General features: G+C 67.1%; 20 protein-coding genes. 6 read left to right on the top strand and 14 right to left on the bottom strand.

Annotated elements, in window-relative coordinates; genetic code table 11:
- A partial coding sequence (locus N8A90_RS08935; protein WP_262074401.1) for an outer membrane protein assembly factor BamD occupies positions 1–240 on the top strand: 240 nt, incomplete at its 5' end.
- A gap of 28 nt (positions 241–268) precedes the next feature.
- Here the strand turns inward: N8A90_RS08935 and N8A90_RS08930 are convergent.
- Together N8A90_RS08930 and N8A90_RS08925 are read right to left on the bottom strand one after the other, a co-directional pair.
- On the bottom strand, positions 269–2,368 hold the full coding sequence (locus tag N8A90_RS08930; RefSeq protein WP_262074400.1) for an ATP-dependent DNA helicase: 2,100 nt from the start codon (positions 2,366–2,368) through the stop codon (positions 269–271).
- On the bottom strand, positions 2,368–2,571 hold the full coding sequence (locus N8A90_RS08925; protein WP_262074399.1) for a YdcH family protein: 204 nt from the start codon (positions 2,569–2,571) through the stop codon (positions 2,368–2,370). The genes N8A90_RS08930 and N8A90_RS08925 overlap by 1 nt, the downstream gene beginning before the upstream one ends.
- Before the next feature lie 129 nt (positions 2,572–2,700).
- On the opposite strand from N8A90_RS08925, the gene N8A90_RS08920 reads away from it, so the two are divergent.
- On the top strand, positions 2,701–3,480 hold the full coding sequence (locus N8A90_RS08920; RefSeq protein ID WP_262074398.1) for a PP2C family protein-serine/threonine phosphatase: 780 nt from the start codon (positions 2,701–2,703) through the stop codon (positions 3,478–3,480).
- Positions 3,481–3,596: 116 nt separating this feature from the next.
- Here N8A90_RS08920 and N8A90_RS08915 read toward each other — a convergent pair whose 3' ends face one another.
- The 9 genes from N8A90_RS08915 to N8A90_RS08875 form a co-directional block, all read right to left on the bottom strand.
- Positions 3,597–4,241 carry a hypothetical protein gene (locus tag N8A90_RS08915; protein ID WP_262074397.1) on the bottom strand — a complete coding sequence of 215 codons (645 nt, stop codon included), beginning with the start codon at positions 4,239–4,241 and terminating at the stop codon, positions 3,597–3,599.
- A gap of 1 nt (position 4,242) precedes the next feature.
- Entirely contained in the window at positions 4,243–5,340 is a 1,098-nt protein-coding gene (gene zapE / locus N8A90_RS08910; protein WP_262074396.1) for a cell division protein ZapE, read from the bottom strand.
- Positions 5,341–5,358: 18 nt separating this feature from the next.
- Positions 5,359–6,786, bottom strand: a complete 1,428-nt coding sequence (lpdA, locus tag N8A90_RS08905) for a dihydrolipoyl dehydrogenase (RefSeq protein ID WP_262074394.1) — start codon at positions 6,784–6,786, stop codon at positions 5,359–5,361.
- Between the two features lie 3 nt (positions 6,787–6,789).
- Complete coding sequence (locus tag N8A90_RS08900; RefSeq protein WP_262074392.1) at positions 6,790–7,302, bottom strand: hypothetical protein; 513 nt, start codon at positions 7,300–7,302, stop codon at positions 6,790–6,792.
- A gap of 10 nt (positions 7,303–7,312) precedes the next feature.
- Positions 7,313–8,578 carry a 2-oxoglutarate dehydrogenase complex dihydrolipoyllysine-residue succinyltransferase gene (odhB, locus tag N8A90_RS08895; protein ID WP_262074390.1) on the bottom strand — a complete coding sequence of 422 codons (1,266 nt, stop codon included), beginning with the start codon at positions 8,576–8,578 and terminating at the stop codon, positions 7,313–7,315.
- Between the two features lie 53 nt (positions 8,579–8,631).
- The gene (locus N8A90_RS08890) at positions 8,632–11,502 is read right to left on the bottom strand and encodes a 2-oxoglutarate dehydrogenase E1 component (protein ID WP_262074388.1); all 2,871 of its coding nucleotides are present in this window, start codon (positions 11,500–11,502) and stop codon (positions 8,632–8,634) included.
- Positions 11,503–11,669: 167 nt separating this feature from the next.
- Positions 11,670–13,574, bottom strand: coding sequence for a propionate--CoA ligase (locus tag N8A90_RS08885; protein WP_262074387.1), 1,905 nt, complete (start codon positions 13,572–13,574; stop codon positions 11,670–11,672).
- Between the two features lie 106 nt (positions 13,575–13,680).
- Positions 13,681–14,286, bottom strand: a complete 606-nt coding sequence (locus N8A90_RS08880) for an isochorismatase family protein (protein ID WP_262074386.1) — start codon at positions 14,284–14,286, stop codon at positions 13,681–13,683.
- Between the two features lie 118 nt (positions 14,287–14,404).
- The gene (locus N8A90_RS08875; RefSeq protein ID WP_262074383.1) at positions 14,405–15,526 is read right to left on the bottom strand and encodes a PQQ-dependent sugar dehydrogenase; all 1,122 of its coding nucleotides are present in this window, start codon (positions 15,524–15,526) and stop codon (positions 14,405–14,407) included.
- Between the two features lie 233 nt (positions 15,527–15,759).
- Here N8A90_RS08875 and N8A90_RS08870 point away from each other — a divergent pair, with 233 nt between their 5' ends.
- Positions 15,760–16,320 carry a C40 family peptidase gene (locus N8A90_RS08870; protein WP_262074381.1) on the top strand — a complete coding sequence of 187 codons (561 nt, stop codon included), beginning with the start codon at positions 15,760–15,762 and terminating at the stop codon, positions 16,318–16,320.
- A gap of 68 nt (positions 16,321–16,388) precedes the next feature.
- Here the strand turns inward: N8A90_RS08870 and lpdA (N8A90_RS08865) are convergent, their stop codons facing one another.
- Genes lpdA (N8A90_RS08865) through aceE form a run of 3 tightly spaced genes read right to left on the bottom strand, consistent with a single transcriptional unit; the run spans position 16,389 to position 22,646 of the window.
- Positions 16,389–18,197 (bottom strand): dihydrolipoyl dehydrogenase, encoded by a 1,809-nt coding sequence (lpdA, locus tag N8A90_RS08865; protein ID WP_262074380.1) that lies wholly within the window; start codon positions 18,195–18,197, stop codon positions 16,389–16,391.
- Between the two features lie 13 nt (positions 18,198–18,210).
- A complete protein-coding gene (gene aceF / locus N8A90_RS08860) occupies positions 18,211–19,872 on the bottom strand; it encodes a dihydrolipoyllysine-residue acetyltransferase (protein WP_262074379.1) in 1,662 nt (553 codons plus the stop codon).
- Between the two features lie 47 nt (positions 19,873–19,919).
- Positions 19,920–22,646 carry a pyruvate dehydrogenase (acetyl-transferring), homodimeric type gene (gene aceE, locus N8A90_RS08855; protein WP_262074378.1) on the bottom strand — a complete coding sequence of 909 codons (2,727 nt, stop codon included), beginning with the start codon at positions 22,644–22,646 and terminating at the stop codon, positions 19,920–19,922.
- Between the two features lie 207 nt (positions 22,647–22,853).
- Here aceE and N8A90_RS08850 point away from each other — a divergent pair, with 207 nt between their 5' ends.
- The 3 genes from N8A90_RS08850 (at position 22,854) to folD (ending at position 26,957) form a co-directional block, all read left to right on the top strand.
- Positions 22,854–25,394 carry a PAS domain S-box protein gene (locus tag N8A90_RS08850; protein ID WP_262074377.1) on the top strand — a complete coding sequence of 847 codons (2,541 nt, stop codon included), beginning with the start codon at positions 22,854–22,856 and terminating at the stop codon, positions 25,392–25,394.
- Complete coding sequence (locus N8A90_RS08845; protein WP_262074376.1) at positions 25,391–26,026, top strand: response regulator transcription factor; 636 nt, start codon at positions 25,391–25,393, stop codon at positions 26,024–26,026. Before N8A90_RS08850 ends, N8A90_RS08845 begins: the two co-directional genes overlap by 4 nt.
- A gap of 79 nt (positions 26,027–26,105) precedes the next feature.
- Complete coding sequence (gene folD, locus N8A90_RS08840; RefSeq protein WP_262074375.1) at positions 26,106–26,957, top strand: bifunctional methylenetetrahydrofolate dehydrogenase/methenyltetrahydrofolate cyclohydrolase FolD; 852 nt, start codon at positions 26,106–26,108, stop codon at positions 26,955–26,957.
- Positions 26,958–26,976: the final 19 nt, after the last annotated feature.

Genomic DNA, 26,976 nt, shown 5'->3' with positions numbered 1-26,976 from the left:
TACTACCAGCGCGGCGCCTACCTGGCGGCCATCAACCGCGCCCAGCTCGCACTGGCCGACTACCGCGAGGTGCCGGCCCTCGAAGAGGCGCTGTACATCATGGTCCAGTCCTACGACAAGCTGGGCATGAACGACCTGCGCGACGATGCCCAGCGCGTGCTGACCACCAACTACCCACAGAGCGAGTACCTCACCCGCGGCTTCCGCGGCAAGGACGATCCGTGGTGGAAGGTCTGGTAATTCACTGACGCACTGACGCCTCAGGGCGTCAATGCGTCAATGTTTCTAGCGCGGCATCGAAGTCGGCCTCGCTCTCGAGCCGCCGCATCGGCGGCAAGGCCGCGATCAGCCGGCGGCCGTAGCCCATGGTGACCAGCCGCGTGTCGCAGATCGCCAGCACCCCCACATCGGTTTCACGCCGGATCAGCCGGCCGGCCCCCTGCTTCAGCGCGACCGCCGCCTCCGGCAGCGAGTAGTCGCCGAACGCGTTGCGGCCTTGCGCCTCCAGCCGCTGCGAGCGCGCCTCGACCAGCGGGTCGTTCGGCGGCGGAAAGGGCAACTTGTCGATCACGACGAACTGCAGCGCATCGCCCGGCGCATCGAAGCCCTCCCAGAACGATGCCGAAGCCACCAGCACGCATCCGGCGCCCCCTTGGCCATCGCCGGCGCGGAAGCGGTCCATCAGCACGCGCTTGGGCAGTTCGCCCTGCACCAGCACCTCGGGCCGCCGTGCGCCGTCGAGGTGGTCCAGTTGCTGCCGGAGCGCGTCGCCGATGGTGCGCAAGGCACGCAGGGTGGTGGTCAGCACCAACGTCTTCCCCCCGAGCAGCGCCGCCCCACGGGCGGCCAGCCGTGCGACCTGCGCGCCGTGCGACGGATCGTTCGGCTTGGGGAACGCGCGTGGCACGTAGAGCGACGCCTGCTGTGCGTAGTCGAAGGGGCTCTGCACCCGCAGCACTTCGGCCTCGGTGAGGCCGCAGGGTTCGGTGAACCAGCGCAGCTGCGGGTCGTCGCCCAGCGTGGCCGAGGTGAAGATCCAGGCGCGGCCGCCGCCCTCCGGCTCGCCGGCCCCCTTCTTCAGCACGCGCGTGCGCACCGCCTGCGCAATGTCGAGCGGCGACTCGATCAGCCGCAGCTGCGTGCCCACATCGACCCAGCGCACGGAGCCGAGCGCGCAGGGCTGCGCGAAGCGCCCCGCCCGTTCGGCCAACTGCTCGGCCCGTTCGTGCAGACGAACGAAGTCGGGCGAGATCTCGCTGACGGTGGCCAATGCCTCGCCAGCCTCCTCGAAAGCCTGCTGCAGTTCGTCGAGCGCGCCCTGCCACGGCGCGGGCGCCACGCCTTCGGGCGCCTCGCCGGCCCAGCGCAGCTTGGCGCCCGGCCACTGCTGGCCAACGGCCAGCCGCAGTTCGCGCGCGCCGCGCTCGACCGCCGCCACGCGCTGCGTCCAGTCGACCAGGCCGCGCGCATGCTGCAGGCCGGCGGCCAGTACGTCGCGGGCGAAGTCCAGCGCCTGCCCGGTGCCGAACTGCACACCGAGGAACTGGACGCCTGTCTCGTTGAGCTGGTGTGCCTCGTCGAAGACCACGACGCGCACCGACGGCAGCAGTTCGGCCATGCCCGATTCGCGCACGGCGAGGTCGGCGAAGAACAGGTGATGGTTGATGACCACCACATCGGCCGCCAGCGCCTCGCGCCGCGCGAGGTTGACGTGGCAGGGCTTGAACTGCGGGCACTGTGCGCCCAAGCAGTTGTCGCGGGTCGAGGTGATGAGCGGGATCAGCGGCGAGCGCTCGTCCAGCCCGGGCAGCTCCGCCAGGTCGCCGGTGCGGGTGGCCTTGGACCATTGCTCGATCTTGGCCAGCGTGCGCAGGCTGCCGCGCTCGGGCGAGGTGTCGTGCCGCGCGAGTTCCAGCCGGTGCAGGCACAGGTAGCTGGCCCGGCCCTTGAGCAGCGCGGTGCGCACCGGCAGCTTCAGGGCGTCGACCAGGCGCGGCAGGTCGCGGCCGAAGAGCTGGTCCTGCAGGGTCTTGGTGGCCGTGGAGAGCAGCACGCGTTCGCCGCTCAGCAGCGCCGGCACCAGGTACGAGAAGGTCTTGCCGACGCCGGTGCCGGCTTCGACGACCAGCTCGCCGCCGGATTCGATCGTGCGCGCCACCGCCAGCGCCATCTCCGTTTGGCCGCCGCGCTCGCGGAACTGGTCGGCGGCATGCGACAACACGCCGTCGGGCGCGAAGGCCTCGCGAACCTCCTGGGTGAGCGCGGACGGCCTGCGGGAAGCGGATCGCGGCGGTGGCGCGGCGCCCAGCAGCGCGTCCAGATCATCCTCGCCGTCATCGCCGTCGAAGGCGCCGGAGTCGACGACCATCAGGCTGGCTCTTGCGGCTCGACGGCGCGCTCGACGCGCGCGATCTGGTCGCGCAATGCCAGACGGCGCTTCTTGAGGCGGCGCATCAGGAGTTCGTCCTGCGGCACGACCTCGCCGAGCCGATCGATGGTCGCGTCCAGGTCGGCGTGCGCCATGCGCAGCTCGATCAATTGACGGGACAGGGAGTGAAGATTGAAGTCCAAGGAGGTGGTCGGTTCGACGGCGGCACCGGCGCCCGGTGCCGCCGATGCCGGGACGGCTTCGTTCGATAATACGTCGCGACACGACTGTTCCGCGATGCATCTCAACCGCGCCCCTGGCGCATCCGCGCCATGACACGAGGTTTCCGACTTTCCGCCTCCACCGGCCTCCACAAGGGCGACCGTGCCTACCAGCAGGACCAGGTGGCGGTGATCAGCCATCCCCGCACGGTCGGCTGCGTGCTCGGCATCGTCGCCGACGGGATGGGGGGACGCAGCGGCGGCCGCAAGGCCTCCGACCAGGTCCTGATGACCGCGAACCAGCTCTTCGCCCGCTACCGCCCGGACCGCGACGACGCCGGCGCGTTGCTGCGGCAGGTGCTCGAGGACGCCCATACGGTGATCAAGCTGACGGCCGTGTCGAGCGAACAGGAGCCGCACAGCACCATCGCCGCCTTCCTGGTGAACCCGAACGGCAGCTGCGCCTGGATCCACGCCGGTGACTCGCGCATCTACCTCTTCCGCAACGAACGGTTGGTGGAGCGCACCCGCGACCACTCGTACGTGCAGGTGCTGATCGACCGCGGCGAGATCACCGAGCACGAGGCCAACATCCACCCGCAGGGCAACATCCTGCTCGGCTGCCTGGGCATGACGAGCACGCCGCCCCCGGTGGACCTGCACTTCATCCCGAAACTCGAACCGGGCGACGTGCTGATGGCCTGCAGCGATGGCCTCTGGCACTACTTCAGTCCGCAGGAAATGGGCGGCGTGCTGGCCACGCAGCCGCCGCGGATGGCGGTGCAGATCCTGGTGGACGAAGCACGTCGACGTGCGCGGGGCACCGGCGACAACCTGTCGCTGGCCGTGCTGAAGGTCGAGCCACTGCCGAAGGACGACGATAAAGCCTGAGGGCCGGCCAGCCAGATGCCAGGGCACCCGCGGAACTGGCTATGCCAGACCGCTGGGTGCGCCCCTCGAGGGGGAAGCGGCGACACGCAGTGCGCCGCATCGGGGGTGGGCTCAATTCAGGGCGGCGTGGGCAGCGGAGCCGACCGCGGCTTGGTGCGCTCGGCGTTCTGCCGCTCGCGATCGGCGCGGTGTTTCGCGGCCTGTTCCTGCTTGCGCTCGAAGCGCGCACGCTCGGCCGGTGCTTCGGCCCGCAGGCGCGCGGCCTTGGCCTGCTCCTCGGCATGGTTGCGCTGCTTGTCCTCTAGCGCGCGACGATTGTCCTCCGCCTTCGCGGCGGCATCGGCGCGGCTCTGGGCATGGTCGGCCGCGCGCTGCTCGCGGCCCTGCTGGGACTGGCGGGCCTTCTCCTGGTTCGCCGGATCGTCCTGCGCGCGCGGCGGCGCCTTGTCCAGGCGCTCGAGTTGCGCGGCCGCACGGCGCTTGCGTTCGATGTCGTTGAGGTCGGCTTCCTGACGCTTGATGCTGTCTTCGGCCGTGCGCCGCTTGCGGCGGCTGTCCTGCAGACAATCCTCGACCGCAAAGCGCTGGTAGCAGGCGGTCTGCTCGGTCTTGGTACGCGCCTCGAGCTCGGCCCGCTCCTTGGAGAGACGGGCGCGTTCCGCGTCCAGATCGAGGTTGCCGGCCGCCGCATTGGTCTGCGCCCACACCGGCACACCGCTGGCGAGCAGTGCGATGCAAAGAAGAAGTTGCTTGAAGCTCATGTCATGTCAGACGCGTGTCGACCGTTCTTCGTTCCAACGCCAGGAACTCGGCCGACTGCATTTCGGTCAGGCGGGACACCGTGCGCGGGAACTCGTGGGCCAGCGGGCCCTCGGTGTACAACGCCTCCGGCGCGACCGCCGCCGACACGATGAGTTTGACACGGCGGTCGTAGAACACGTCGACCAGCCAGGTGAAGCGGCGCGCTTCCGACGCCCGCGCCACCGTCATCTGCGGCACGTCCGACAGCAGCACCGTGTGGAACTGGGTGGCGATCTCCAGATAGTCGTTCTGCGAGCGCGGGCCGCCGCAGAGCGTCTTGAAGTCGAACCAGACCAGCCCGCCGGCCTTGCGGCGGGCCAGGATCTCGCGCGCCTCGATGTGCAGCACCGGGTCTTCGTCAGCACTCTCGGCGAGCTTGTCGAAGGCCGTGGTCATCTCCCGGTCGGCCTCGGGGCCGTTGGGCGTGAGGTACAGCCGCACCTGTTCGAGCGTGCGGCGCCGGTAGTCGGTGCCGTTGTCGACACTCAGGACCTCGAGCTTCTCGTTCAGCAGCGCGATCGCCGGCAGGATGCGGTCGCGGTGCAGGCCGTCCGGGTACAGGTCGTCCGGCTTGAAATTGGAGGTGGTGACGAAGCCCACGCCGTTCTCGAACAGCGCGACCAGCAACCGATGCAGGATCATCGCGTCGGTGATGTCGGCGACGTGGAATTCGTCGAAGCAGATCAGCTTGTAGCGCCTGGAGATGCGCTTGCCAAGTTCGTCCAGCGGATTGACGATGCCCTGCAACTCCGCCAGCTCGCGGTGCACCTCGCGCATGAACTCATGGAAATGCAGGCGCGTCTTGCGCTTGATCGGCACGGCATTGAAGAAGCAGTCCATCAGGAAGCTCTTGCCGCGGCCGACGCCGCCGTACATGTAGACGCCACGCGGCACGTCCGGCCGGTTGATGAGCTTCTTCAGCGCGTTGGAACGCTGTGCCTTGTAGGCAGCCCATTCGTTGGCGCAGCGATCCAGCGCGGCCACCGCGCGCAGTTGCGCGGGGTCGCTCTGGAAGCCACGCGAGGCGAGTTCCGCCTCGTACGCTTGTTGGACGCTCAAAGGGTCAGGGCGCCGTGATCAGAAGTTCAGCGTGCGCTTGTCGACCGCCAGCGCGGCTTCCTTCGTCGCTTCGGACAGCGACGGGTGCGCGTGGCAGATGCGGGCGATGTCTTCGGCACTGGCCTTGAACTCCATCGCCACGACGGCTTCGGAGATCAGCTCGCTCACCTGCGGGCCCACCATGTGCACGCCGAGGATCTCGTCGGTGGTCGCGTCGGCCAGGAACTTGACCATGCCGGTCGTGTCGCCCAGCGCGCGCGCCCGACCGTTCGCCAGGAACGGGAAGGTGCCGGCCTTGTAGGCGCGGCCTTCGGCCTTGAGTTGCTGCTCGGTCTGGCCGACCCACGCGATCTCCGGCGAGGTGTAGATCACCCACGGGATCGTGTTGAAGTTGACGTGCCCATGCTGGCCGGCGATGCGCTCGGCCACGGCCACGCCCTCTTCTTCCGCCTTGTGCGCCAGCATCGGGCCGCGCACCACGTCGCCGATCGCCCAGACGTTCGGCAGGTTGGTCTTGCAGTCGGCGTCCACCGTGATGGCGCCGCGCTCGTCGAGCGCCAGACCCACGGCTTCGGCGTTCAGGCCGATGGTGTTGGGCACGCGGCCGATCGACACGATCAGCTTGTCGGCCTCGAGCACCACCGCTTCGCCCTTGGCGTTGGTGTAGGCGACGCTCACGCCCTTCTTGTCCGTCTTGACCTCGCCGACCTTGACGCCCAGTTCGATCTTCAGGCCCTGCTTGTCGAAGGCCTTCTTGGCTTCCTTGGCGATCTGCTCGTCGACCGCACCCAGGAACGTGGGCAGGCCTTCGAGCACCGTGACTTCGGCACCGAGACGGCGCCAGACCGAGCCCATCTCCAGGCCGATCACGCCGGAGCCGATCAGCGCCAGCTTCTTGGGCACCGCGCCGACGCGCAATGCGCCGTCGTTCGACAGGATGTTCACTTCGTCGAAAGGCGCACCCGGCAGCGCGCGGGCATTGGAGCCCGTGGCCACGATGATGTGCTTGCCGACGATCGACTCTTCGGCAGCACCCGCCACCTTGATCTCGTAGCCGCCGTCTGCGGTCTTCACGAAAGAAGCACGGCCATGGAAGGACGTGATCTTGTTCTTCTTGAAGAGGTAGGTGATGCCGTCGTTGTTCTGCTTCACGACTTGGTCCTTGCGGGCCAGCATCTTGCCGACGTCGACCTCCAGGCCCTTCACCGTGATGCCATGCTCGGGAAAGTGCTTGGCCGCATGCTCGTAATGCTCGGAGGACTGCAGCAGCGCCTTCGACGGAATGCATCCGATGTTGGTGCAGGTGCCGCCCAGGGCGGGGCCGCCCTTGGCGTTCTTCCACTCGTCGACGCAGGCGACGTTGAAGCCCAGTTGCGCGGCGCGAATGGCGGCGATGTAGCCGCCGGGGCCACCACCGATGACGATGACGTCGAATTGCTTGCTCATGTTTCAGTCCAGTTTCTTGAGTTCGAATGCCCCCGCATGGAGGACGATTCCAAAGACACCCGTCTTGACCCGCAGGGTCTCTTGCCCGGGCCCTTCGGGGCCGAAGGCGACGGTGGTGTCGGGCGTGGTCTTGCAGAGGAAGAGATGGCCGCCGTCCAGGCATTCCATGCGCCCGGCCTCGTGCAGGGCTGTCCAGCCCCACCCGGCGTATTCGCGGGGCAGGAAGCGGCGCAGGGGTCTGCTTTTCTCGCCGCCGCCGCTGGCCTGTGCCAGGGTCCATCGTGCCAAGTCCGACTGGTAGCGCTTCATCAGCTTGGCCGGGTCGGCATCGGGCGCGCGGGTGATCGTCAGCTGCGACGGCTCTGGGCGCTCGAGGGTGGCCGCGATGGCCTGGGCGGCTTGGGTGTTGGCCACCCATTCATGCCGGTAGAGGCCGCTCCACGCATCGCGCTCCGCCGCCTCAGCCGAAGCCGAGGCGCCGAGGGCGCAGAGCATGACAACGGCCAGACGGCGCATTGCGTTCGGATCAGATGTCGAACAGCAGGCGCGACGGATCTTCCAGCGCTTCCTTCATGGCGACCAGGCCCAGCACGGCTTCGCGGCCGTCGATGATGCGGTGGTCGTACGACATCGCCAGGTAGTTCATCGGACGGATGACGATCTGGCCGTTCTCCACCACCGCGCGGTCCTTGGTCGCATGCACGCCCAGGATGGCCGACTGCGGCGGGTTGATGATGGGCGTCGACAGCATCGAGCCGAAGGTGCCGCCGTTGGAGATGGAGAAGGTGCCGCCGGTCATCTCTTCGATGCCCAGCTTGCCGTCCTTGGCCTTCTGGCCGAACTCGGCGATCTTCTTCTCGATCTCGGCGAAGCTCATCTGGTCGGCGTTGCGCAGGATCGGCACCACCAGGCCGCGCGGCGAACCGACGGCGATACCGATGTCGAAATAGCCGTGGTAGACGATGTCGTTGCCGTCGACCGAGGCGTTGATCACCGGGTACTTCTTGAGTGCGTGCACCGCGGCCTTCACGAAGAAGCTCATGAAGCCGATCTTCACGCCGTGTTCCTTGGTGAACTGGTCCTGGAACTTCTTGCGCATCTCCATGACCGGGGCCATGTTGACTTCGTTGAAGGTGGTCAGGATGGCGTTGGTCGACTGCGACTGCAGCAGACGCTCGGCGATGCGCGCGCGCAGGCGGCTCATCGGCACGCGCTGCTCGGGGCGCTCGCCCAGGTCCTTCGGGCTCGCGGGGGCAGCGACTTGCTGCAGCGCGGGCTTGGCAGCGGGCGCAGCGGCCGGGGCCTTGGCGGTCGTGCCCGAGGCCACGGCGCCGAGCACGTCGCCCTTGGTCACGCGGCCGTCCTTGCCGGAGCCGGCCACGTCGCCGGTCGTGAGGTTGTTGTCGGCCAGCAGCTTGGCAGCGGCGGGCATGGCGACGTCGGACTTCGAACCGCCGGTGGCGGCCGCTGCGGCTTGAGCCGGTGCAGGTGCGGCGGCAGCGGGTGCCGCGGCGGCCGGTGCGGCTGCAGGCGCCGCGGCGCCGGCCTTGCCTTCGGTGTCGATCTTGGCGATGACCTGCCCGGCCACCACGGTGGCGCCGTCACCTTGCACGATCTCGGCCATCACGCCGGCTGCGGGCGCCGGCACTTCGAGCACGACCTTGTCGGTCTCGATCTCGATCAGGATCTCATCGATGGCGACGGCTTCGCCGGCCTTCTTCTTCCAGGTGAGCATGGTGGCTTCTGCCACCGATTCCGACAACTCAGGGACTTTGACTTCAACGATAGACATTTTGGAGAGTGCTCCGACTTCTATTTATAGGGGGGTGGATGGTAGGAGCCGGCTCACTTCGTGAGGACGAAACCCTTGAGCTTGCCGAACGCGCCGTCGACCAGCGCCTTCTGCTGCTCCTGGTGCAGGTGCGAATAGCCGACCGCCGGCGATGCCGAGGCGGCGCGACCGGAATAGCCCAGCTTCTGGCCTTCGGCCATGTTCTCGTGGATGTAGTGCTGCACGAAGAACCAGGCGCCCTGGTTCTGCGGTTCGTCCTGGCACCACACCACGTCGACCAGGTTCGGGTACTTCTTCAACTCGGTGGAGAAGGCCTTGTGCGGGAACGGATAGAGCTGCTCGACGCGGATGATCGCCACGTCGTCGACGCCCTTCTCTTCGCGCTTCTTGGCCAGGTCGTAGTAGACCTTGCCCGAACAGGCGATCACGCGCTTGACCTTGTCGGCCTTGAGATCCTTCGCGTCGGGGATGACGGTCTGGAACGAACCCTTGGTGAACTCGGACAGCGGCGAGGTCGCGTCCTTGTTGCGCAGCAGCGACTTGGGCGTGAGGATGACCAGCGGCTTGCGCAGGTTGCGCACCATCTGGCGGCGCAGGATGTGGAAGATCTGGCTGGCCGTCGTCGGCTGCACCACCTGCATGTTGGTGTCGGCCGACAGCTGCATGAAGCGCTCCAGGCGCGCCGAGCTGTGCTCCGGGCCCTGGCCTTCGTAGCCGTGCGGCAGCATCATGGTCAGGCCGTTGACACGGCCCCACTTCACTTCGCCCGAGGCGATGAACTGGTCGATGACCACTTGCGCACCGTTGACGAAGTCGCCGAACTGGGCTTCCCAGATCACCAGCGTGTTCGGGTCGTTCGAGGCGTAGCCGTATTCGAAGGCCAGCACGGCCTCTTCGGACAGGATCGAGTCGATCACGACGAAAGGCGCCTGGCTCTCGGCCACGTTCTGCAGCGGCGTGTAGGTGCCCGTGTCGAACTTCTCGCGGTTCTGGTCGTGCAGCACCGCGTGGCGGTGGGTGAAGGTGCCGCGGCCCGAGTCTTCGCCGGACAGGCGCACCGGATAGCCGCTGGCCACCAGCGAGGCGAAGGCCATGTGCTCGCCCATGCCCCAGTCGACGTTGACGTCGCCGCGGCCCATGGCGGCGCGGTCGTCCAGCACCTTCTTTACCAGCGGATGCACGGTGAAGCCGGCCGGCACGGTGGTGATCTTCTCGGCCAGGCGCTTCCACTCGGCCGTGGGGATGGCGGTGTCGCCGGCGTCGGTCCACTTCTTGTTGAGGAAGGGGCTCCAGTCGACCGCGTACTTGCTCTTGAAGTTGGTGAGCACCGGGTCCGAGGTGTTCTTGCCGGCGTCGAAGGCGGCGCGCTGCGCCTTGACCATGTCGTCGCCCAGCGTGGCGCCCAGGCCCTGTGCGGCCAGCTTGTCGGCATACAGCTTGCGCGTGCCGGGGTGCTGGGCGATCTTCTTGTACATCAGCGGCTGGGTGAGCGAGGGCGTGTCCTGCTCGTTGTGGCCGAGCTTGCGGAAGCAGATGATGTCGACGACCACGTCCTTCTGGAATTCCATGCGGAAGTCCAGCGCGAGCTGGGTGGCGAGCACCACGGCCTCGGGGTCGTCGCCGTTCACATGCAGCACCGGCGCCTCGATCATCTTGACGATGTCCGAGCAGTACAGCGTCGAGCGGCTGTCGCGCGGGTCGCTGGTGGTGAAGCCGATCTGGTTGTTGATGACGATGTGCACCGTGCCGCCGGTGGAATAGCCCCGCGTCTCGGCCAGCGCCAGCGTTTCCATCACGACGCCCTGGCCGGCGAAGGCCGCGTCGCCGTGCACGATGATCGGCAGCACCTGCTTGCCGAGCGGGTCGCCGCGGCGGTCCATGCGGGCGCGCACCGAGCCTTCGACCACCGGGTTGACGATTTCGAGATGGGACGGGTTGAACGCCAGGCTCAGGTGCACCGGGCCGCCGCGCGTGCTCACGTCGGAGCTGAAGCCCTGGTGGTACTTCACGTCGCCGCTGGGCAGGTCTTCGGGGGCCGTGTGGTCGAACTCGGCGAACAGGTCGGCCGGCATCTTGCCGAGCGAATTGACCAGCACGTTGAGGCGGCCGCGGTGCGCCATGCCGATCACGATTTCCTGCACACCCTTGGTGCCGGCTTCGTTGATGAGCTCGTCCATCGACACGATGAAGCTCTCGCCGCCTTCGAGCGAAAAGCGCTTCTGGCCGACGTACTTGGTGTGGAGGAAGCGCTCCAGGCCTTCGGCGGCCGTCAGGCGCTCCAGAACATGTTTCTTCTGCTCGGCATTGAGCTTCGGGTTGGTGCGTGCCGTCTCGAGCTTCTGCTGCCACCAGCGCTTGTGGTTCTGGTCGGTCGTGTACATGTACTCGACGCCGATCGTGCCGCAGTACGTCTCACGCAAGGCGTTGAGCAGATCGCGCAGGGACATGGTGTCCTTGCCGAAGAAGGTGTTGCTCGTGTTGAACACCGTTTCGAGGTCGGCGTCGCGCAGACCGTAGAACGACGGTTCGAGTTCGGGGATCGCCGGGCGCTCGGTGCGCTTGAGCGGGTCGAGGTCGGCCCAGCGTGCGCCGACGTTGCGGTAGGCCGCGATCAGCTGCTGGACCGCCGTGCGCTGGCGGCCGAGTTCGGAGTCGGCACCGCTGGCGTGCACCACCTTGGTCGTCCCCTGCTTCGCACGCTCGGCGAAGGCATTGACGACGGGAAGGTGTGCGACGTCGCGCGCGTTGCTGCCGTCGGCGGCCGGGACATGCTGCAGCGCATCGAAGTACGAGCGCCAGTTGTCGGGCACGCTGCCGGGGTTTTCGAGGTAGTTCTCGTACATCTCTTCGACATAGGGCGCGTTGCCGCCGAAGAGGTAGGTGTTGCCTTGGTAGGCTTGATAGACGGACGACGAATCGCTCATGTTCCGCTGACTTTCGCTCCCCTGAAGGAAGCATTAGCTGGTTTAAGAAACCTTCCGCGACACGGCTGGACCGGTTGGCGGATGCGACTGTGGCTAGGGAAGGGCCTGAGTACCATGGCATTGTGCCACGTCAGCCCTGTGACGGCGCCCGGTGTGGCGACAAGACCTCAGCGGCCGAGCAGTTGCTGAATCTTCCGGAGGGTGCCGGGATCGTCGATGGTCGTGAGGTCGCCCGGATCGCGCCCTTCGCACACCGCCTGGATGGCGCGCCGCAGCAATTTTCCGCTGCGTGTCTTGGGCAACGCGGTCACGAAATGCACCCGCGCCGGCCGCGCCAGTGCGCCGAGGTCATCGGCCACCCGCTTCATGACCTCGCCTTCCAGCGCCGGGCCGGCGACGCCGTCCTTCGTGACGGCGAAGGCCACGGCCACCTGCCCCTTGAGTGCGTCGGCGACACCGACCACCGCCACCTCGGCGATGGCCGGATGGCCCGAGATCGCTTCCTCGATCTCGCGCGTGCCGAGCCGATGGCCCGCCACGTTGATGACGTCGTCGGTCCGGCCGAGGATGTAGAAATAGCCGTCGGCGTCGCGGATGCCCCAGTCGAAGGTCGAATAGACCATCCGGTCGGGGATGCTCTTCCAGTAGGTGTTGACGAAGCGCGCGTCGTCACGCCAGATCGTCTGCATGAAGCCCGGCGGCGTCGGGCCTTCGACCACCACCACGCCCTTCTGGCCGGGCGTGGTCAGCTCCTCGCCGGTGGACTCGTGGACGATCTTCACCCGCCAGCCGTACATCGGCACACCCGGGCTGCCGAACTTGCTGGGCTTCTTCTCCACGCCGTTGGCGATAGTGATGATCGGCCAGCCCGACTCGGTCTGCCAGTAGTTGTCGATGATGGGTACGCCCAGCCCGTCGCTGATCCAGCGGGCCGTCGGTTCGTCCAGCGGTTCGCCGGCCAGAAACAGCGCCCGGAGGCTCGAGAGGTCGTACTTGGTGAGCAGCCCCGGGTCCTGCTTCTTGAGCACGCGCACCGCCGTCGGCGCGCTGAACATGACGGTCACCTTGTACTTCTCGACCAGTTGCCACCAGATGCCGCCGTCGGGCTGGCCGTCCAGCCCCTGCGTCGGCAGGCCCTCGTACATGATCGTTGCCATGCCGGCGATCAGTGGCCCGTAGACGATGTAGCTGTGGCCCACCACCCACCCGATGTCGCTGGTCGAGAAGAAGGTCTCGCCGGCGCGGCCGTCGAAGATGTGCTTCATGCTCGCGGCGAGCGCGACGGCGTAGCCGCCCGTGTCGCGCTGCACGCCCTTGGGCTTGCCGGTGGTGCCACTGGTGTAGATGGTGTAGCTGATCTCGGTGGATTCGAGCCACGTGCAGGGCACCGCCGTGTCGGCATGCTGCGCGGCGAGGTCGCGCAGGAGATGGTCCCGGCCCGCGACCAGGTCCATCGGCGCCAGCCCCCGGTCGGCCAGCAGCACGGCGGCCGGCTTGTGCTTCGACAGCCGGATCGCCTCGTCGAGCAGCGGCTTGTACGCGATCACCTTGCCGGCGCGCGAACCGGCATCGGCGCTGACCACCACGGTCGGCTCGGCGTCCTCGATGCGCGAGGCGAGCGAGCCGCTCGCGAAGCCGCCGAACACCACGCAGTGCACCGCGCCGATGCGGGCGCAGGCCAGCATCGCGAAGGCGGCCTCCGCGATCATGGGCATGTAGATCAGCACGCGGTCGCCGCGCTTCACGCCCAGCGCCAGCAGGCTGGCGGCGGTGCGCTGCACCTCGGCATGCAGTTCGCGGAAGCTGTAGCTGCGTTCGTTGCCCGTTTCGGTGGAGACGCAGATCAGCGCCGGCTGGTCGCCGCGGGCCGCCAGATGACGATCGACGGCGTTGTGGCAGAGGTTGGTCGTGCCGCCGACGAACCAGCGCGCGAAGGGCGGATGGCTGGCGTCCAGGATCTGCTGCGGCGGCGTTTCCCAGTCGATGAACGCGGCCTGCTCGGCCCAGAAGGCCTCGCTGTGGTCGATGGAGCGGCGATAGAAGTCGTCGTAGGAGGCGGTCGGGTTCGGCATGAGGCTTGTCTCCGGAATTGTCCCGCTCGGATGCGGGATCTGGATTCATGATTGGTGCCCGCGCTTGCAAGACGCTGACACAGGCACCACGCCGCCTTGACCTGGGTCAACGAATCAGCGACTGGTACGCATGGAAGGCCGGGTGCTCCGCCGTGCGCAGCCACTCGAAGCCGACCATCTCGGTGGTCACCAGTTCGGCGCCGGCACCGGCCAGGCGGTCGAAGGCCGCGTCGCGGTTGCGCTCGGTGCGCGAGCTGCAGGCGTCCGTGACCACCCAGACGTCGAATTCGTCCTCCAGCAGATCGAGCGCCGTCTGCAGCAGGCACACATGCGCTTCGCAGCCGGCCACCACGATGGTGTTGCGCTCGTCCTGCCCCGCAGCGCCCTGCTTCTGCAGGTGCTTGGGCAGGCTGCGCGCGTTACCCTGGGGCGCCTTGGCCGGCGGACGGAGCCATTCGCCCAGGCCTTCTTCCACACCGCTGAAATGCATCTTGGCGAGCGTTCGCTGGCACAGTGCACGGATCTCCGGCAGGTTCTCGCCCAGCTTGGACGGGTTCTGCTCGGTACCCCATGCCGGCACGTCGAGCATCTGCGCGATCTTTCCGAGGCGGACCGCGTTGGCCGCCACGGCCTCGCCCTCGAAGATCGCGGGCATCAGGCGAGCCTGGTAGTCGATCAGGACCAATTGGGAAACGGAAGCGTCGAGCAGCATGGGGAGTCCTTCGAAAAAACGGTCGGGTATGGGGCAACCCGACGCGGCACGGAATTAGACCGTATCGCACGGCCGCCCTGGCACGCTGCTGCCGCCGCACTGCCCATGCGCAGCGACCTCACTGCGGCCGCAACCGCAGCAGCTTGCCGTCCGACTCGTCCGTCAACACATAGAGCAGGCCGTCAGGCCCCTGGCGCACATCGCGGATACGCGCGCGGCCGTCTTCGAGCAGCTTGTGCTCGGCGACGACCTTGCCGTCCTTCAAGTCGAGGCGGTCGAGATAGCCGAACTTCAGCGAGCCCACGAAGAGGCTGCCCTTCCAGGCCGGGCCATAGCGGTCGCTGGTCAAAAACGCCATGCCCGACGGTGCGATCGAGGGCACCCAGTAGTGCAGCGGCTGCGCCATGCCCGCCTTGACGGTCAGGCCGTCGCCGATCTTCCCGCCGCCGTAGTTCTCGCCGTAGGTGACGACCGGCCAGCCGTAGTTCCCGCCCGCCTGGGGCACGTTGATCTCGTCGCCGCCTTGCGGGCCATGCTCGTGCATCCAGACACGGCCGTCGGGGCCGAGCGTGGCACCCTGGCCGTTGCGATGGCCGTAGCTCCAGATCTCGGGCAGCGCGCCGGCGCGGCCCACGAAGGGGTTGTCCGCCGGCACGGCACCGTCCTTCTGGATGCGCACCACCTTGCCCAGGTGGTTGTCGAGCTTCTGCGCGTCTTCCTTGCGACTGAAGCGGTCTCCGAGCGTGACGAACAGCGTGCCGTCAAGCGCCTCGACGATGCGGCAGCCGAAATGCGCCCGACTGGCGACCTTGGGCCGCTGGCTGAAGATCACCCGGACGTTCTCCAGCCGCGTGGCGTCGCCCGACAACGTCGCTCGCAGCACCGCGGTACTGTTGCCCGAGCCCCCGGCCTCCGGCTCCGAGAAGCAGACATAGACGGTGCGGTTGCTCGCAAAGGCGCTGTCGGTCACCACGTCCAGCAAGCCACCCTGCCCGCCCGCCGCGATCGCCGGCAGACCGGTCACGGGCGCGCCGATGTGCCCGTCGGCACCGACGACGCGAAGCCGTCCGGCCCGCTCGGTCACCAGAAAGCGCTGCGCCGGCAGGAAGGCGACCGCCCAGGGGTGTTCCAAACCGGCCGCCACCCGTTCGACTTGGACCTGTGCCAACGCCGAACCGGCACCGGCAAAGCCCACCGCCAGCCAACCCAGGAGAAGAAGCCGCTTGTATTTCACATTCATTTCTACTTCCAATGGTCGATTTGACGATCTCACTTTGTCGCTCACCAACAAAGACACAGATTAGTAAACCTTTGCGCTACATAACTGTTGCAAGATATTTCAAACCCCGTGCAACTTTACATATCGCATCCTTGAAAATCCTGAAAACATGAATTCCGACAAGTGTTTGCAGGCAAAATCGAGAATTCGCTTCAAATTGACACTACAGAGTGTCATCCCTATCCTACGAACCCATGCGTCTTCCCCTGATCCTTGCCACCCTCCTCGTCGCTGGCGCCGCACATGCGGCCCCCGTTGCAGACCGTTCGGAAGACATAGACCGGGCGCTGGTGGACAGGGGTTTGATCGGCCACCTGCAGCAAGTTCGCCAGAGCGTCGTTGAGCGGACCTCCAATCTGGTGGTCACGGCCATCGGCTTCCTCGGTGTCCCCTACCGACGCGGCGGCAACACGGCGGAAAGCGGCTTCGACTGCAGCGGCTTCGTCCGCGCCATGTACAACCAGACGGTCGGCCACCTCCTGCCGCGCCGCGCCGAAGAACAGGCCGCCGCCACCGAGAAGATCGACCGCAGCGAACTCAAGCCGGGTGACCTGGTGTTCTTCAACACCATGCGCCGCGCCTTCAGCCATGTCGGTATCTACGTCGGCGAAGGCAAGTTCATCCACGCGCCGCGCACCGGTGCGCAGGTTCGGGTGGAAGACATGAACGGCAGCTACTGGAAGCGCCGCTTCGACGGCGCCCGCCGAGTGCTGTCTACCGACGACGACGAAGCATCGCGCGCTGCAGTCAAGTAATCCACGACGCGCTCTCGCACCCACAAAAAAACCCGCCGTCGGCGGGTTTTTTTGTGGGTGCGCCGGTCTCAGCGCTTGACCGGCGGCAGGTCCGTGCAACTGCCATGCGCCGCCTCGGCCGCCAGGCCGATGCTCTCGCCCAGCGTCGGGTGCGGGTGGATCGTCTTGCCGATGTCGATGGCGTCGGCGCCCATCTCGATGGCCAGCGCGATCTCGCCGATCATGTCACCCGCGTGCGTGCCGACGATGCCGCCGCCGAGAATGCGATGGCTCTCGGCGTCGAACAGCAGCTTGGTGAAGCCTTCGTCACGCCCATTGGCGATGGCGCGGCCCGAGGCGTTCCATGGGAACAGGCCCTTGGTGATCTTCACGCCGCTGGCCTTGGCCTGGTCTTCGGTCAGACCGACCCACGCCACCTCCGGATCGGTGTAGGCCACGCTCGGGATCACGCGCGCGTTGAAGGCGGCGCTGGACAGCGCCTTGTCGCCCTTCTGCTCGCCGGCGATGACTTCCGCGGCCACATGGGCCTCGTGCACCGCCTTGTGCTCCAGCATCGGCTGACCGACGATGTCGCCCACCGCGAAGATGTGCGGCACGTTGGTGCGCATCTGGATGTCGACCGGGATGAAGCCGCGGTCGGTCACCGTCACGCCGGCCTTCTCGGCCGCGATCTTCTTGCCGTTGGGCGTGCGGCCGACGGCCTGCAGCACCAGGTCGTACAGCTGCGGTTCCTTCGGCGCGGCCTCGCCCTCGAAGGTGATGCGGATGCCTTCCTTGGTGGCCTCCGCGCCGACCGTCTTGGTCTTGAGCATGATGTTGTCGAAGCGCGGCGCGTTCATCTTCTGCCAGACCTTGACCAGGTCGCGGTCGGCGCCCTGCATCAGGCCGTCCATCATTTCGACCACGTCGAGGCGCGCGCCCAGCGACGAATACACCGAGCCCATTTCCAGGCCGATGATGCCGCCGCCCAGGATCAGCATGCGCTTGGGCTCGACGCCCAGTTCCAGCGCGCCGGTCGAGTCGACCACGCGCGGGTCCTTCGGCATGAAGGGCAGATGCACCGCCTGCGATCCGGCGGCGATCACGCAATGGCGGAACCTGATGGTCTGCGCCTTGTCCGTGGTGTCGCGGCCATCGCCCGAGGTTTCCTGCACCTTGACGTGGTAGGGGTCGACGAACTCGCCGACGCCGCGCACCGTCGTCACCTTGCGCATCTTCGCCATGGCGCTCAGGCCGCCGGTGAGCTTGCTCACCACCTTGTTCTTGCGCGCCAGCAGCTTGCTGCGGTCGATGCTCGGCTCGCCGAAGGTCACGCCCATGTCGGCGAAGTGCTTGACCTCGTCCATCACGGCCGCGACGTGCAGCAGCGCCTTCGACGGGATGCACCCGACGTTGAGGCACACACCGCCCAGCGTCGCATAGCGCTCGACCAGCACGACCTTCAGGCCGAGGTCGGCCGCGCGGAAGGCGGCGGAATAACCACCGGGGCCGGCACCGAGCACGAGCAAGTCACACTCCACATCGACGGCGCCGCTGTAGCTCGACGCGACGGGCGCCGGCGAAGCCGCAACAGGTGCCGGCGCCGGTGAAGGTGCCTTGGCCGCCGGTGCGGCAGCGGGAGCCGGCGCAGCGGCCCCTTCGGCCACGTCCAGCGTCAGCACCACCGAGCCCTGCTTGACCTTGTCGCCCACCTTCACGGCCACGGCCTTCACCGTACCGGCCGCCGACGACGGGATCTCCATCGACGCCTTGTCCGATTCGACGGTGATCAGCGACTGCTCCGCCTTCACCGTGTCGCCCACCTTCACCAGCACCTCGATCACCGCGACTTCGTCGAAGTCGCCGATGTCCGGAACCTTGATCTGTTGTTCACTCATGTTGGGTTCCTTCTCAGAGCAGCACGCGGCGGAAGTCGGCGAGGACCTGACCGAGATAGGCGTTGAAGCGTGCGGCCAGGGCCCCGTCGATCACGCGGTGGTCGTACGACAGCGACAGCGGCAGCGTCAGCTGCGGCACGAACTGCTTGCCGTCCCACACCGGTTTCATCGCGCTCTTCGACAGGCCGAGGATGGCCACTTCGGGTGCGTTGATGATGGGCGTGAAGTGTGTGCCGCCGATGCCGCCGAGCGAGCTGATCGACATGCAGCCGCCCTGCATGTCGGCCCCGCCGAGCTTGCCCTCGCGCGCCTTCTTGGCGAGTTCGCCCATCTCCTGGCTGATCTGCAGGATGCCCTTCTTGTCGGCGTCCTTGAGCACCGGCACCACCAGCCCGTTGGGCGTGTCCGCCGCGAAGCCGATGTTGTAGTACTGCTTGTAGACCAGCGTGTCGCCGTCGAGGCTGGTGTTGAACTCGGGGAATTTCTTCAGGCCCGCGACCACAGCCTTGATCACGAAGGCCAGCATCGTCACCTTGACGCCCGACTTCTCGTTTTCCTTGTTGGTCGCCACGCGGAAGGCTTCCAGCGCGGTGATGTCGGCCTCGTCGTTGTTCGTGACGTGCGGGATCATCACCCAGTTGCGGTGCAGGTTCGCGCCGCTGAGCTTCTTGATGCGCGAGAGCTCCTTGCGCTCGACCGTGCCGAACTTCGCGAAGTCGACCTTCGGCCAGGGGATCAGCCCCAGCGCTGCGCCGTCGCCACCACCGGCCGATGCCTTGGCGCCTGCGGCCTGGGTGCTGGCGGCGCCGCTCATAACGGCCTTGGTGAAGTTCTGGATGTCTTCCTGCGTGATGCGGCCCTTGAGCCCGGAGCCCTTGACCTCCTCCAGCGGCACGCCCAATTCGCGTGCGAACTTGCGCACCGACGGCGACGCATGCGGCAGGCTGCCGCTCGGCGGTGTGGCGGTGTCGTGCGCAGCGGGTGCAGCCGCGGGCAACGGTGCCGGCGTGCTGGCCGTGGCGGACGTGGGCGCTGCTGCAGCCGGCGCCGAGGCCGGTGCCGGCGAAGCGGCGGGTGCCGGCGCGGCACCCGCCGTGCCTTCGAGCACCGCGATCAGGTCGCCGATGTTCACCACATCGCCGACCTTGACCTTCATTTCCTTCAGCGTGCCGGCGGCCGACGACGGAATCTCCATCGACGCCTTGTCCGACTCCACCGTGATCAGCGACTGCTCGGCCTTGATCGCATCGCCCGGCTTCACCAGCACCTCGATGACCGACACGTCCTTGAAATCGCCGATGTCCGGCACCTTGACCTCGACCGGCCCCGCCGGTGCAGCGGACGCGGCCGGCGCGGGGGCCGCAGCCGCCTGTGGCGCGGGCGAAGCAGCCGGCGCAGGCGCGGCGGCCGGCGCCGGGGCGGACGCGGCCCCCGCATCGGCGGCCTCCAGCACCAGCACGACCGAGCCTTCCTTGACCTTGCCGCCGACCTGAACCTTGAGTTCCTTCACCACGCCGGCGGTCGACGACGGAATCTCCATCGACGCCTTGTCCGACTCCACCGTGATCAGCGACTGTTCGGCCTTCACCGTGTCGCCCACCTTCACCAGCACCTCGATCACCGCGACTTCGTCGAAATCGCCGATGTCCGGCACCTTCACTTCCACTGCTGCCATATCTCTGTCTCCCGCCCGTCGGGCGCGTCGGTTGTTCGGGTTGCGGGTTACGCGTAGAGCGGGTTGACCTTGTCGGCGTTGATGCCGTACTTCTGGATGACCTCGGCGACCTTCGAGGCCGGCAGCGTGCCGTCCTCGGCCAGCGCCTTGAGCGTGGCCACCACGATGAAGTGGCGGTTGATCTCGAAGTGCTCGCGCAGCTTGCTGCGGAAGTCGCTGCGGCCGAAGCCGTCGGTGCCCAGCACCTTGTAGGTCCGGCCCTTCGGGATGAACGGGCGGATCTGCTCGGCGTAGGCTTTCATGTAGTCGGTCGATGCGACCACCGGGCCGGTGCTGGCCGCCAGCTGCTGCGCCACGAAGGGCACGCGCGGCGCGTCGGTCGGGTGCAGCAGGTTCCAGCGGTCGGCATCCTGGCCGTCGCGCGTGAGCTCGTTGAAGCTCGGGCAGCTCCAGACGCTGGCGCTGACGCCCCATTCCTTCTCGAGCAGTTCCTGCGCGGCGATGCTCTCGCGCAGGATGGTGCCGCTGCCGAGCAGTTGCACGGTCGGCGCTTCCTTGCCCTTGGCTGCCTTGATCACCGGGCCCTGCTTGCACAGGTACATGCCCTTGATGATCTGCTCCTCGGTGCCCGGCTGCAGGCCGGGCATAGCGTAGTTCTCGTTGAGCAGCGTGAGGTAGTAGTAGACGTTGTCCTGCTTCTCCACCATGCGCTTCAAGCCATGGTGCAGGATCACGCCGACCTCGTGCGCGAAGGTCGGGTCGTAGCTCACGCAGTTCGGAATGGTGTTGGCCAGGATGTGGCTGTGGCCGTCTTCGTGCTGCAGGCCTTCGCCATTGAGCGTGGTGCGCCCCGACGTGCCGCCCAGCAGGAAGCCGCGCGCCTGCATGTCGCCGGCCGCCCAGGCCAGGTCGCCGATGCGCTGGAAGCCGAACATCGAGTAGTACACGTAGAACGGCACCATGATGCGGTTGTTCGTGCTGTACGACGTGGCCGCCGCGATCCAGCTCGACATGCCGCCGGCCTCGTTGATGCCTTCCTGCAGGATCTGGCCGGCCTTGTCTTCCTTGTAGTACATGACCTGGTCCTTGTCGACCGGCGTGTACTGCTGCCCCGCGGGGTTGTAGATGCCGATCTGGCGGAACAGCCCTTCCATGCCGAAGGTGCGTGCCTCGTCGACCAGGATCGGCACGACGCGCGGGCCCAGCGCCTGGTCGCGCAGCAGCTGCGTGAGAAAGCGCACGTAGGCCTGCGTGGTGGAGATCTCGCGGCCCTCGGCCGTCGGCTCGAGCACGGCCTTGAAGGTGTCCAGCGCGGGCACCGTGAAGCTCTCGTCGGCCTTGGTTCGGCGATGCGGCAGGTAGCCGCCCAGCGCCTTGCGGCGCTCGTGCAGGTACTTCATTTCCGGCGTGTCGTCGGCCGGCTTGTAGAAGGGCAGCTCGGGGAGCTGGCTGTCGGGAATCGGGATGTTGAAGCGATCGCGGAAGGCCTTGATGTCCTCGTCGCCGAGCTTCTTGGTCTGGTGGACGTTGTTCTTGCCTTCGCCGATCTTGCCCATGCCGAAGCCCTTGACGGTCTTGACGAGCAGCACGGTGGGCTGGCCCTGGTGGTTCTGCGCCGCATGGAAGGCGGCGTACACCTTCTGCGAATCGTGGCCGCCGCGCTGCAGGTTCCAGATCTCGTCGTCGCTCAGGTGCTCGACCATCTTGAGCGTGCGCGGATCGCGGCCGAAGAAGTTCTTGCGGACGTAGGCGCCGTCGTTGGCCTTGAACGACTGGTAGTCGCCGTCGTTGCACTCCATCATGATCTTGCGCAGTGCGCCGTCCTTGTCGGCGGCGAGCAGGGCGTCCCAGCCCTTGCCCCAGATCAGCTTGATCACGTTCCAGTTGGCGCCTCGGAACTCGCCTTCGAGTTCCTGGATGATCTTCCCGTTGCCGCGCACCGGGCCGTCGAGGCGCTGCAGGTTGCAGTTGATCACGAAGATCAGGTTGTCCAGCTTCTCGCGCGCGGCCAGGCCGATGGCGCCGAGCGATTCGACCTCGTCCATTTCGCCGTCGCCGCAGAACACCCAGACCTTGCGGTTCTCGGTGTTGGCGATGCCGCGGGCGTGCAGGTACTTGAGGAAGCGCGCCTGGTAGATCGCCATCAGCGGGCCGAGGCCCATCGACACCGTGGGGAACTGCCAGAACTCCGGCATCAGCTTGGGGTGCGGGTAGCTCGAAAGGCCCTTGCCGTCGACTTCCTGGCGGAAGTGGAGCAGTTGGTCCTCGCTCAGCCGGCCTTCGAGGTAGGCACGGGCGTAGATGCCGGGCGAGACATGGCCCTGGATGTAGAGGCAGTCACCGCCATGGCCTTCGCTCTCGGCACGCCAGAAATGGTTGAAGCCGGCACCGAACATGCTGGCCAGCGAAGCGAAGGAGCCGATGTGGCCGCCCAGGTCGCCGCCGTCGACCGGATGCAGGCGGTTGGCCTTGACCACCATCGCCATCGCGTTCCAGCGCATGTAGGCACGCAGACGCTGCTCGATCTCCAGGTTGCCGGGGCTGCGCGCTTCGAGTTCGGGCTCGAGCGTGTTCACGTAGCCGGTGTTGGCCGAGAAGGGCAAGTCGACGCTGTTCTGGCGCGCATGTTCGAGCAGCTGTTCGAGCAGGAAGTGCGCCCGTTCGGGGCCTTCGCTCTGGATGACGGCGGACAGGGCGTCCATCCATTCACGGGTTTCCTGCGCGTCCGCGTCGTTCGCGGCCGAGCCGAAATGGTTCTCGGGAATTGCCGACATGCTTGTCTCCTTGAGGGCGTGGCTGTGGATTTGAGTTGGCGGAAATGTCGCACAGAACAGGTCGAATTTCAAATGGTGTTCGTCGTTTTCTTAATGTGAAACGCATTGCCAATGGATTCCTTCGGCGCGCACCGGTCCGTCGCAGTCTGAACCGTTTTGGAGACCGCTTCGCGTCAGGCGAACTAGGGGTTCCCCTACACTCGCTCGATGCCCTTCTTCAGCCCGCTCGCCGCCGCCCGCAGCGCCGTCAAAGCCTCACCGCTGGCATGGTGGCGTCGCTGGTGGCGCCGGCAGACGCCGGTGCTGCAGGACTCGGTCGCCATGCTCGTGCCGCTGGCGGCCGTGATCCTGTTCCTGGCCGCCATCGTGTCGGCCTTCTGGTACCTCCGGGCAGAAGAGATCGAGCGCGAGCAGGAATCCGTCAAGCGCGACGTCGAGTACGCGCAGCAGCGGCTGCGGCTGCGGTTGCTCGAACGCCAGGAGCAGCTGATGCGCCTGGCGCGCGATGCCTCCAACCGCGAGATCGACGCCGCGGAATTCGGCAGCCGGGCCGAATCCCTGGTGAGCCAGTACCCCGAACTGCAGGCGATCAGCTGGATCGACGACCGCCGGCGCTTCAAGGCCAACTACGCCGCGCCCAGCGTGCATCCCGCGCAGCAGCATGTGCTGGACGAGGTGCTGCGCCCAGGCGACATCGAGAGCAACTACGCGCTCGCCCGTGAATTGCGCCAGCCGGTCTTCTCGCAGCCGGTGACGGGCGGCGACCCGGTCGCGATGCTGCAACTGCACATCCCCCTGTTCGACCAGGGGCTGTTCGCGGGGGTCGTGCTCGGCGAATTCTCGATCGACAGCCTGCTGCGCTACGGCGTACCGCCGGAGGTCAGCGCGCGTTACGCCGTCGCCCTGCTCGACGCGAAGGGCGGCGTGCTCGCCGGCAACACCGTCAACCCGCGCGGCGACGGCACACGGCTGCTGCCCTGGGTCGAGCACACGAACGAGTACGAAGTGCCGGTGTCGCCGATCGGCAATGCCGTGATCCTGCGCGCGCAGGCCTACCGCACCTCGCCCGGCCTGGTCGGCAACGGCCTGTTCTGGCTGGTCGGCGCGCTCAGCGTGCTGACCGCCTGGATGCTGATCGGCACCTGGCGCCACACGCGCCGCCGCCTGCAGGCGCAGCAGGCACTGATCGCCGAGACCAACTTCCGGCGCGCGATGGAGAACTCGATGCTCACCGGCATGCGGGTGCTCGACCTCGATGGCCGCATCACCTACGTCAACGCGGCCTTCTGCGCCATGACCGGCTGGAGCGAATCCGAACTCGTGGGGCAGAAGCCACCCTTCCCCTACTGGCTCGAATCCGACCGCGAGGTGATGAACGAGCGGCTCGAAGAAGAACTGCACGGCCGCGCCCTGCCCGGCGGCTTCCAGGTGCGGGTCAAGCGCAAGAACACCAGCGTCTTCAACGCCCGGCTCTACGTGTCGCCGCTGATCGACGCGCGCGGCCACCAGACCGGCTGGATGACCTCGATGACCGACATCACCGAGCCGACGCGCATCCGCGAGCAGCTGTCGGCGTCGTACGAGCGCTTCACGACGGTGCTGGAGGCGCTCGACGCCGCAGTGTCGGTGGCGCCCATCGGCAGCGAGGAGCTGCTCTTCGCCAACAAGCTGTACCGGCTGTGGTTCGGCTCCGATACAGTCGGCCACCTGGCGATGGTGGCGCAGGCCGGCGTGCCGGCCTCCGCCGCGCACGACGACGCGCTGGACGACGTCGACCCCTTCGCCGGCCTGCCGATCGACACGCTCACCACGGCGCAACCGGCGAACAACGAGATCTTCGTGCCCGAGCTGGGCAAGTGGCTGGAGGTGCGTTCGCGCTACCTCACCTGGGTCGATGGCCGGCTGGCCCAGCTGGTGATCGCCACCGACATCACGCCGCGCCGCGACGCCGAAGAACAGGCCGCCGCGCAGGCCGACCGCGCGCAGGCGGCGAGCCGGCTGATCACGATGGGCGAGATGGCGTCGAGCGTCGCGCACGAACTGAACCAGCCGCTCACCGCCATCAGCAACTACTGCAACGGCATGATGTCCCGCATCAAGGGCCAGCAGATCGACTCCGACGCCCTGCTCGCCGCGCTCGAGAAGACCGCCAAGCAGGCGCAGCGGGCCGGCCAGATCATCCAGCGCATCCGCTCCTTCGTGAAGCGCAGCGAGCCGAACCGCACGCCGGCCGACGTGGCGACCATGGTCGGCGAGGCGGTCGAACTGGCCGGCATCGAACTGCGCCGACGCAACGTGCGGCTGAACCATTACGTGGCGGCGCGGCTGCCCATCGTGCGGGTCGATCCGATCCTGATCGAGCAGGTGCTGGTGAACCTGCTGAAGAACGCCGCCGAGTCGATCGACCTGGCCGAGCGTCCGCTGGCACGGCGCAGCGTGGAACTGCGCGTGCTGCCCAAGGTCATCGAAGGCCAGAACGCCATCGAGTTCTCGGTGCAGGACACCGGCATGGGCCTGGCCCCGGAGGTGATGGACCGCCTGTACGAAGCCTTCTTCTCCACCAAGGCCGAAGGCATGGGCATCGGCCTGAACCTCTGCCGCACCATCGTGGAGTCGCACCGTGGCCGGATGCAGGCAGAGAACATCTACAATGGCCCGGACGTGATCGGATGCCGTTTCTCCTTCTGGATTCCGGTGATGGACGCTAGCAGTTCCGTAGCAAACGACGAGGCAAAGGTACCCGCATGAGCTTGATTCCGAAGAAGGGCACGGTCTATGTCGTCGACGATGACGAAGCCGTGCGTGACTCTCTGCAATGGCTGCTCGAAGGCAAGGACTACCGGGTCCGCTGCTTCGATTCCGCCGAATCCTTTCTCTCCCGCTACGACCCCCGCGAGGTCGCCTGCCTGATCGTCGACATCCGCATGGGCGGCATGTCGGGCATCGAGCTGCAGGACCGCCTGATCGAACGCCGCTCGCCGCTGCCCATCGTGGTCATCACCGGCCACGGCGACGTGCCGATGGCGGTCGACTCGATGAAGAAGGGCGCGATGGATTTCATCCAGAAGCCTTTCAACGAGGACGAACTCGTCACGCTGGTCGAGCGCATGCTCGAGCACGCGCGCGGCGCCTTCGCGCAGCACCAGCAGTCGGCCAGCCGCGACGCGCTGCTGTCCAAGCTCACCGGCCGCGAGGCCCAGGTGCTCGAGCGCATCGTCGCCGGCCGCCTCAACAAGCAGATCGCCGACGACCTCGGCATCAGCATCAAGACGGTCGAGGCGCACCGCGCCAACATCATGGAAAAGCTCAACGCCAACACCGTGGCCGATCTGCTGAAGATCGCGCTCGGCCAGGCCCAGCCGACGGCGAAGGCCCCCTGAAATGCTATCGGCCAGATAGCCAGAAAGTCCCCCGACGCCTGCGCAAGCGGGCGTTTCTACTTGGAAAATCGGAAAAACGATGACAGCCCAACTGATCGACGGCAATGCTCTCTCCCGCACGCTGCGCGCCGATGTCGCCGCACGCGCCGCGGCACTGAAGGCACTCGGCGTGACGCCCGGCCTGGCCGTGGTGCTGGTCGGCGAGAACCCCGCCAGCCAGGTCTATGTGCGCAACAAGGTCAAGGCCTGCGAAGACAACGGCCTGCATTCGGTGCTCGAGAAATACCCGGCCGACCTGAGCGAGGCCGAGCTGCTGGCCCGCGTCGACGCGCTCAACAACGACCCCGCCATCCACGGCATCCTGGTGCAGCTGCCGCTGCCGGCGCACATCGATGCGCAGAAGGTCATCGAGGCCATCTCGCCCGAGAAGGACGTCGACGGCTTCCACGTGGCCAGCGCCGGCGCGCTGATGACCGGCGCGCCCGGCTTCTGGCCCTGCACGCCCTATGGCTGCATGAAGATGCTCGAATCCATTGGCTACGACCTGCGCGGCAAGCATGCGGTGGTCATCGGCCGCAGCAACATCGTGGGCAAACCGATGGCGCTGATGCTGCTCGCGAAGAACGCGACCGTGACCATCTGCCACAGCGCCACGGCGGACCTGGGCGCCATGACGCGCCAGGCCGACGTGGTCGTCGCGGCCGTCGGCAAGCGCAACGTGCTCACCGCCGACATGGTGAAGCCGGGCGCGGTGGTCATCGACGTGGGCATGAACCGCAACGACGCAGGCAAGCTCTGCGGCGACGTCGATTTCGACGGCGTGCGCGAAGTCGCCGGCTGGATCACGCCGGTGCCCGGCGGCGTCGGCCCCATGACCATCACGATGCTGCTGGTCAACACGCTCGAAGCCGCCGAACGGACCGCCCACTGACTTGAACTTGGCGCCCGCG

Origin of the sequence: Variovorax sp. N23, from assembly GCF_025486315.1 — a bacterium.
In the GTDB taxonomy this organism is placed as follows: domain Bacteria; phylum Pseudomonadota; class Gammaproteobacteria; order Burkholderiales; family Burkholderiaceae_C; genus Variovorax.
Note: the sequence above shows the minus strand (reverse complement) of the source record. Positions and strands in the feature narration are given on the sequence as shown.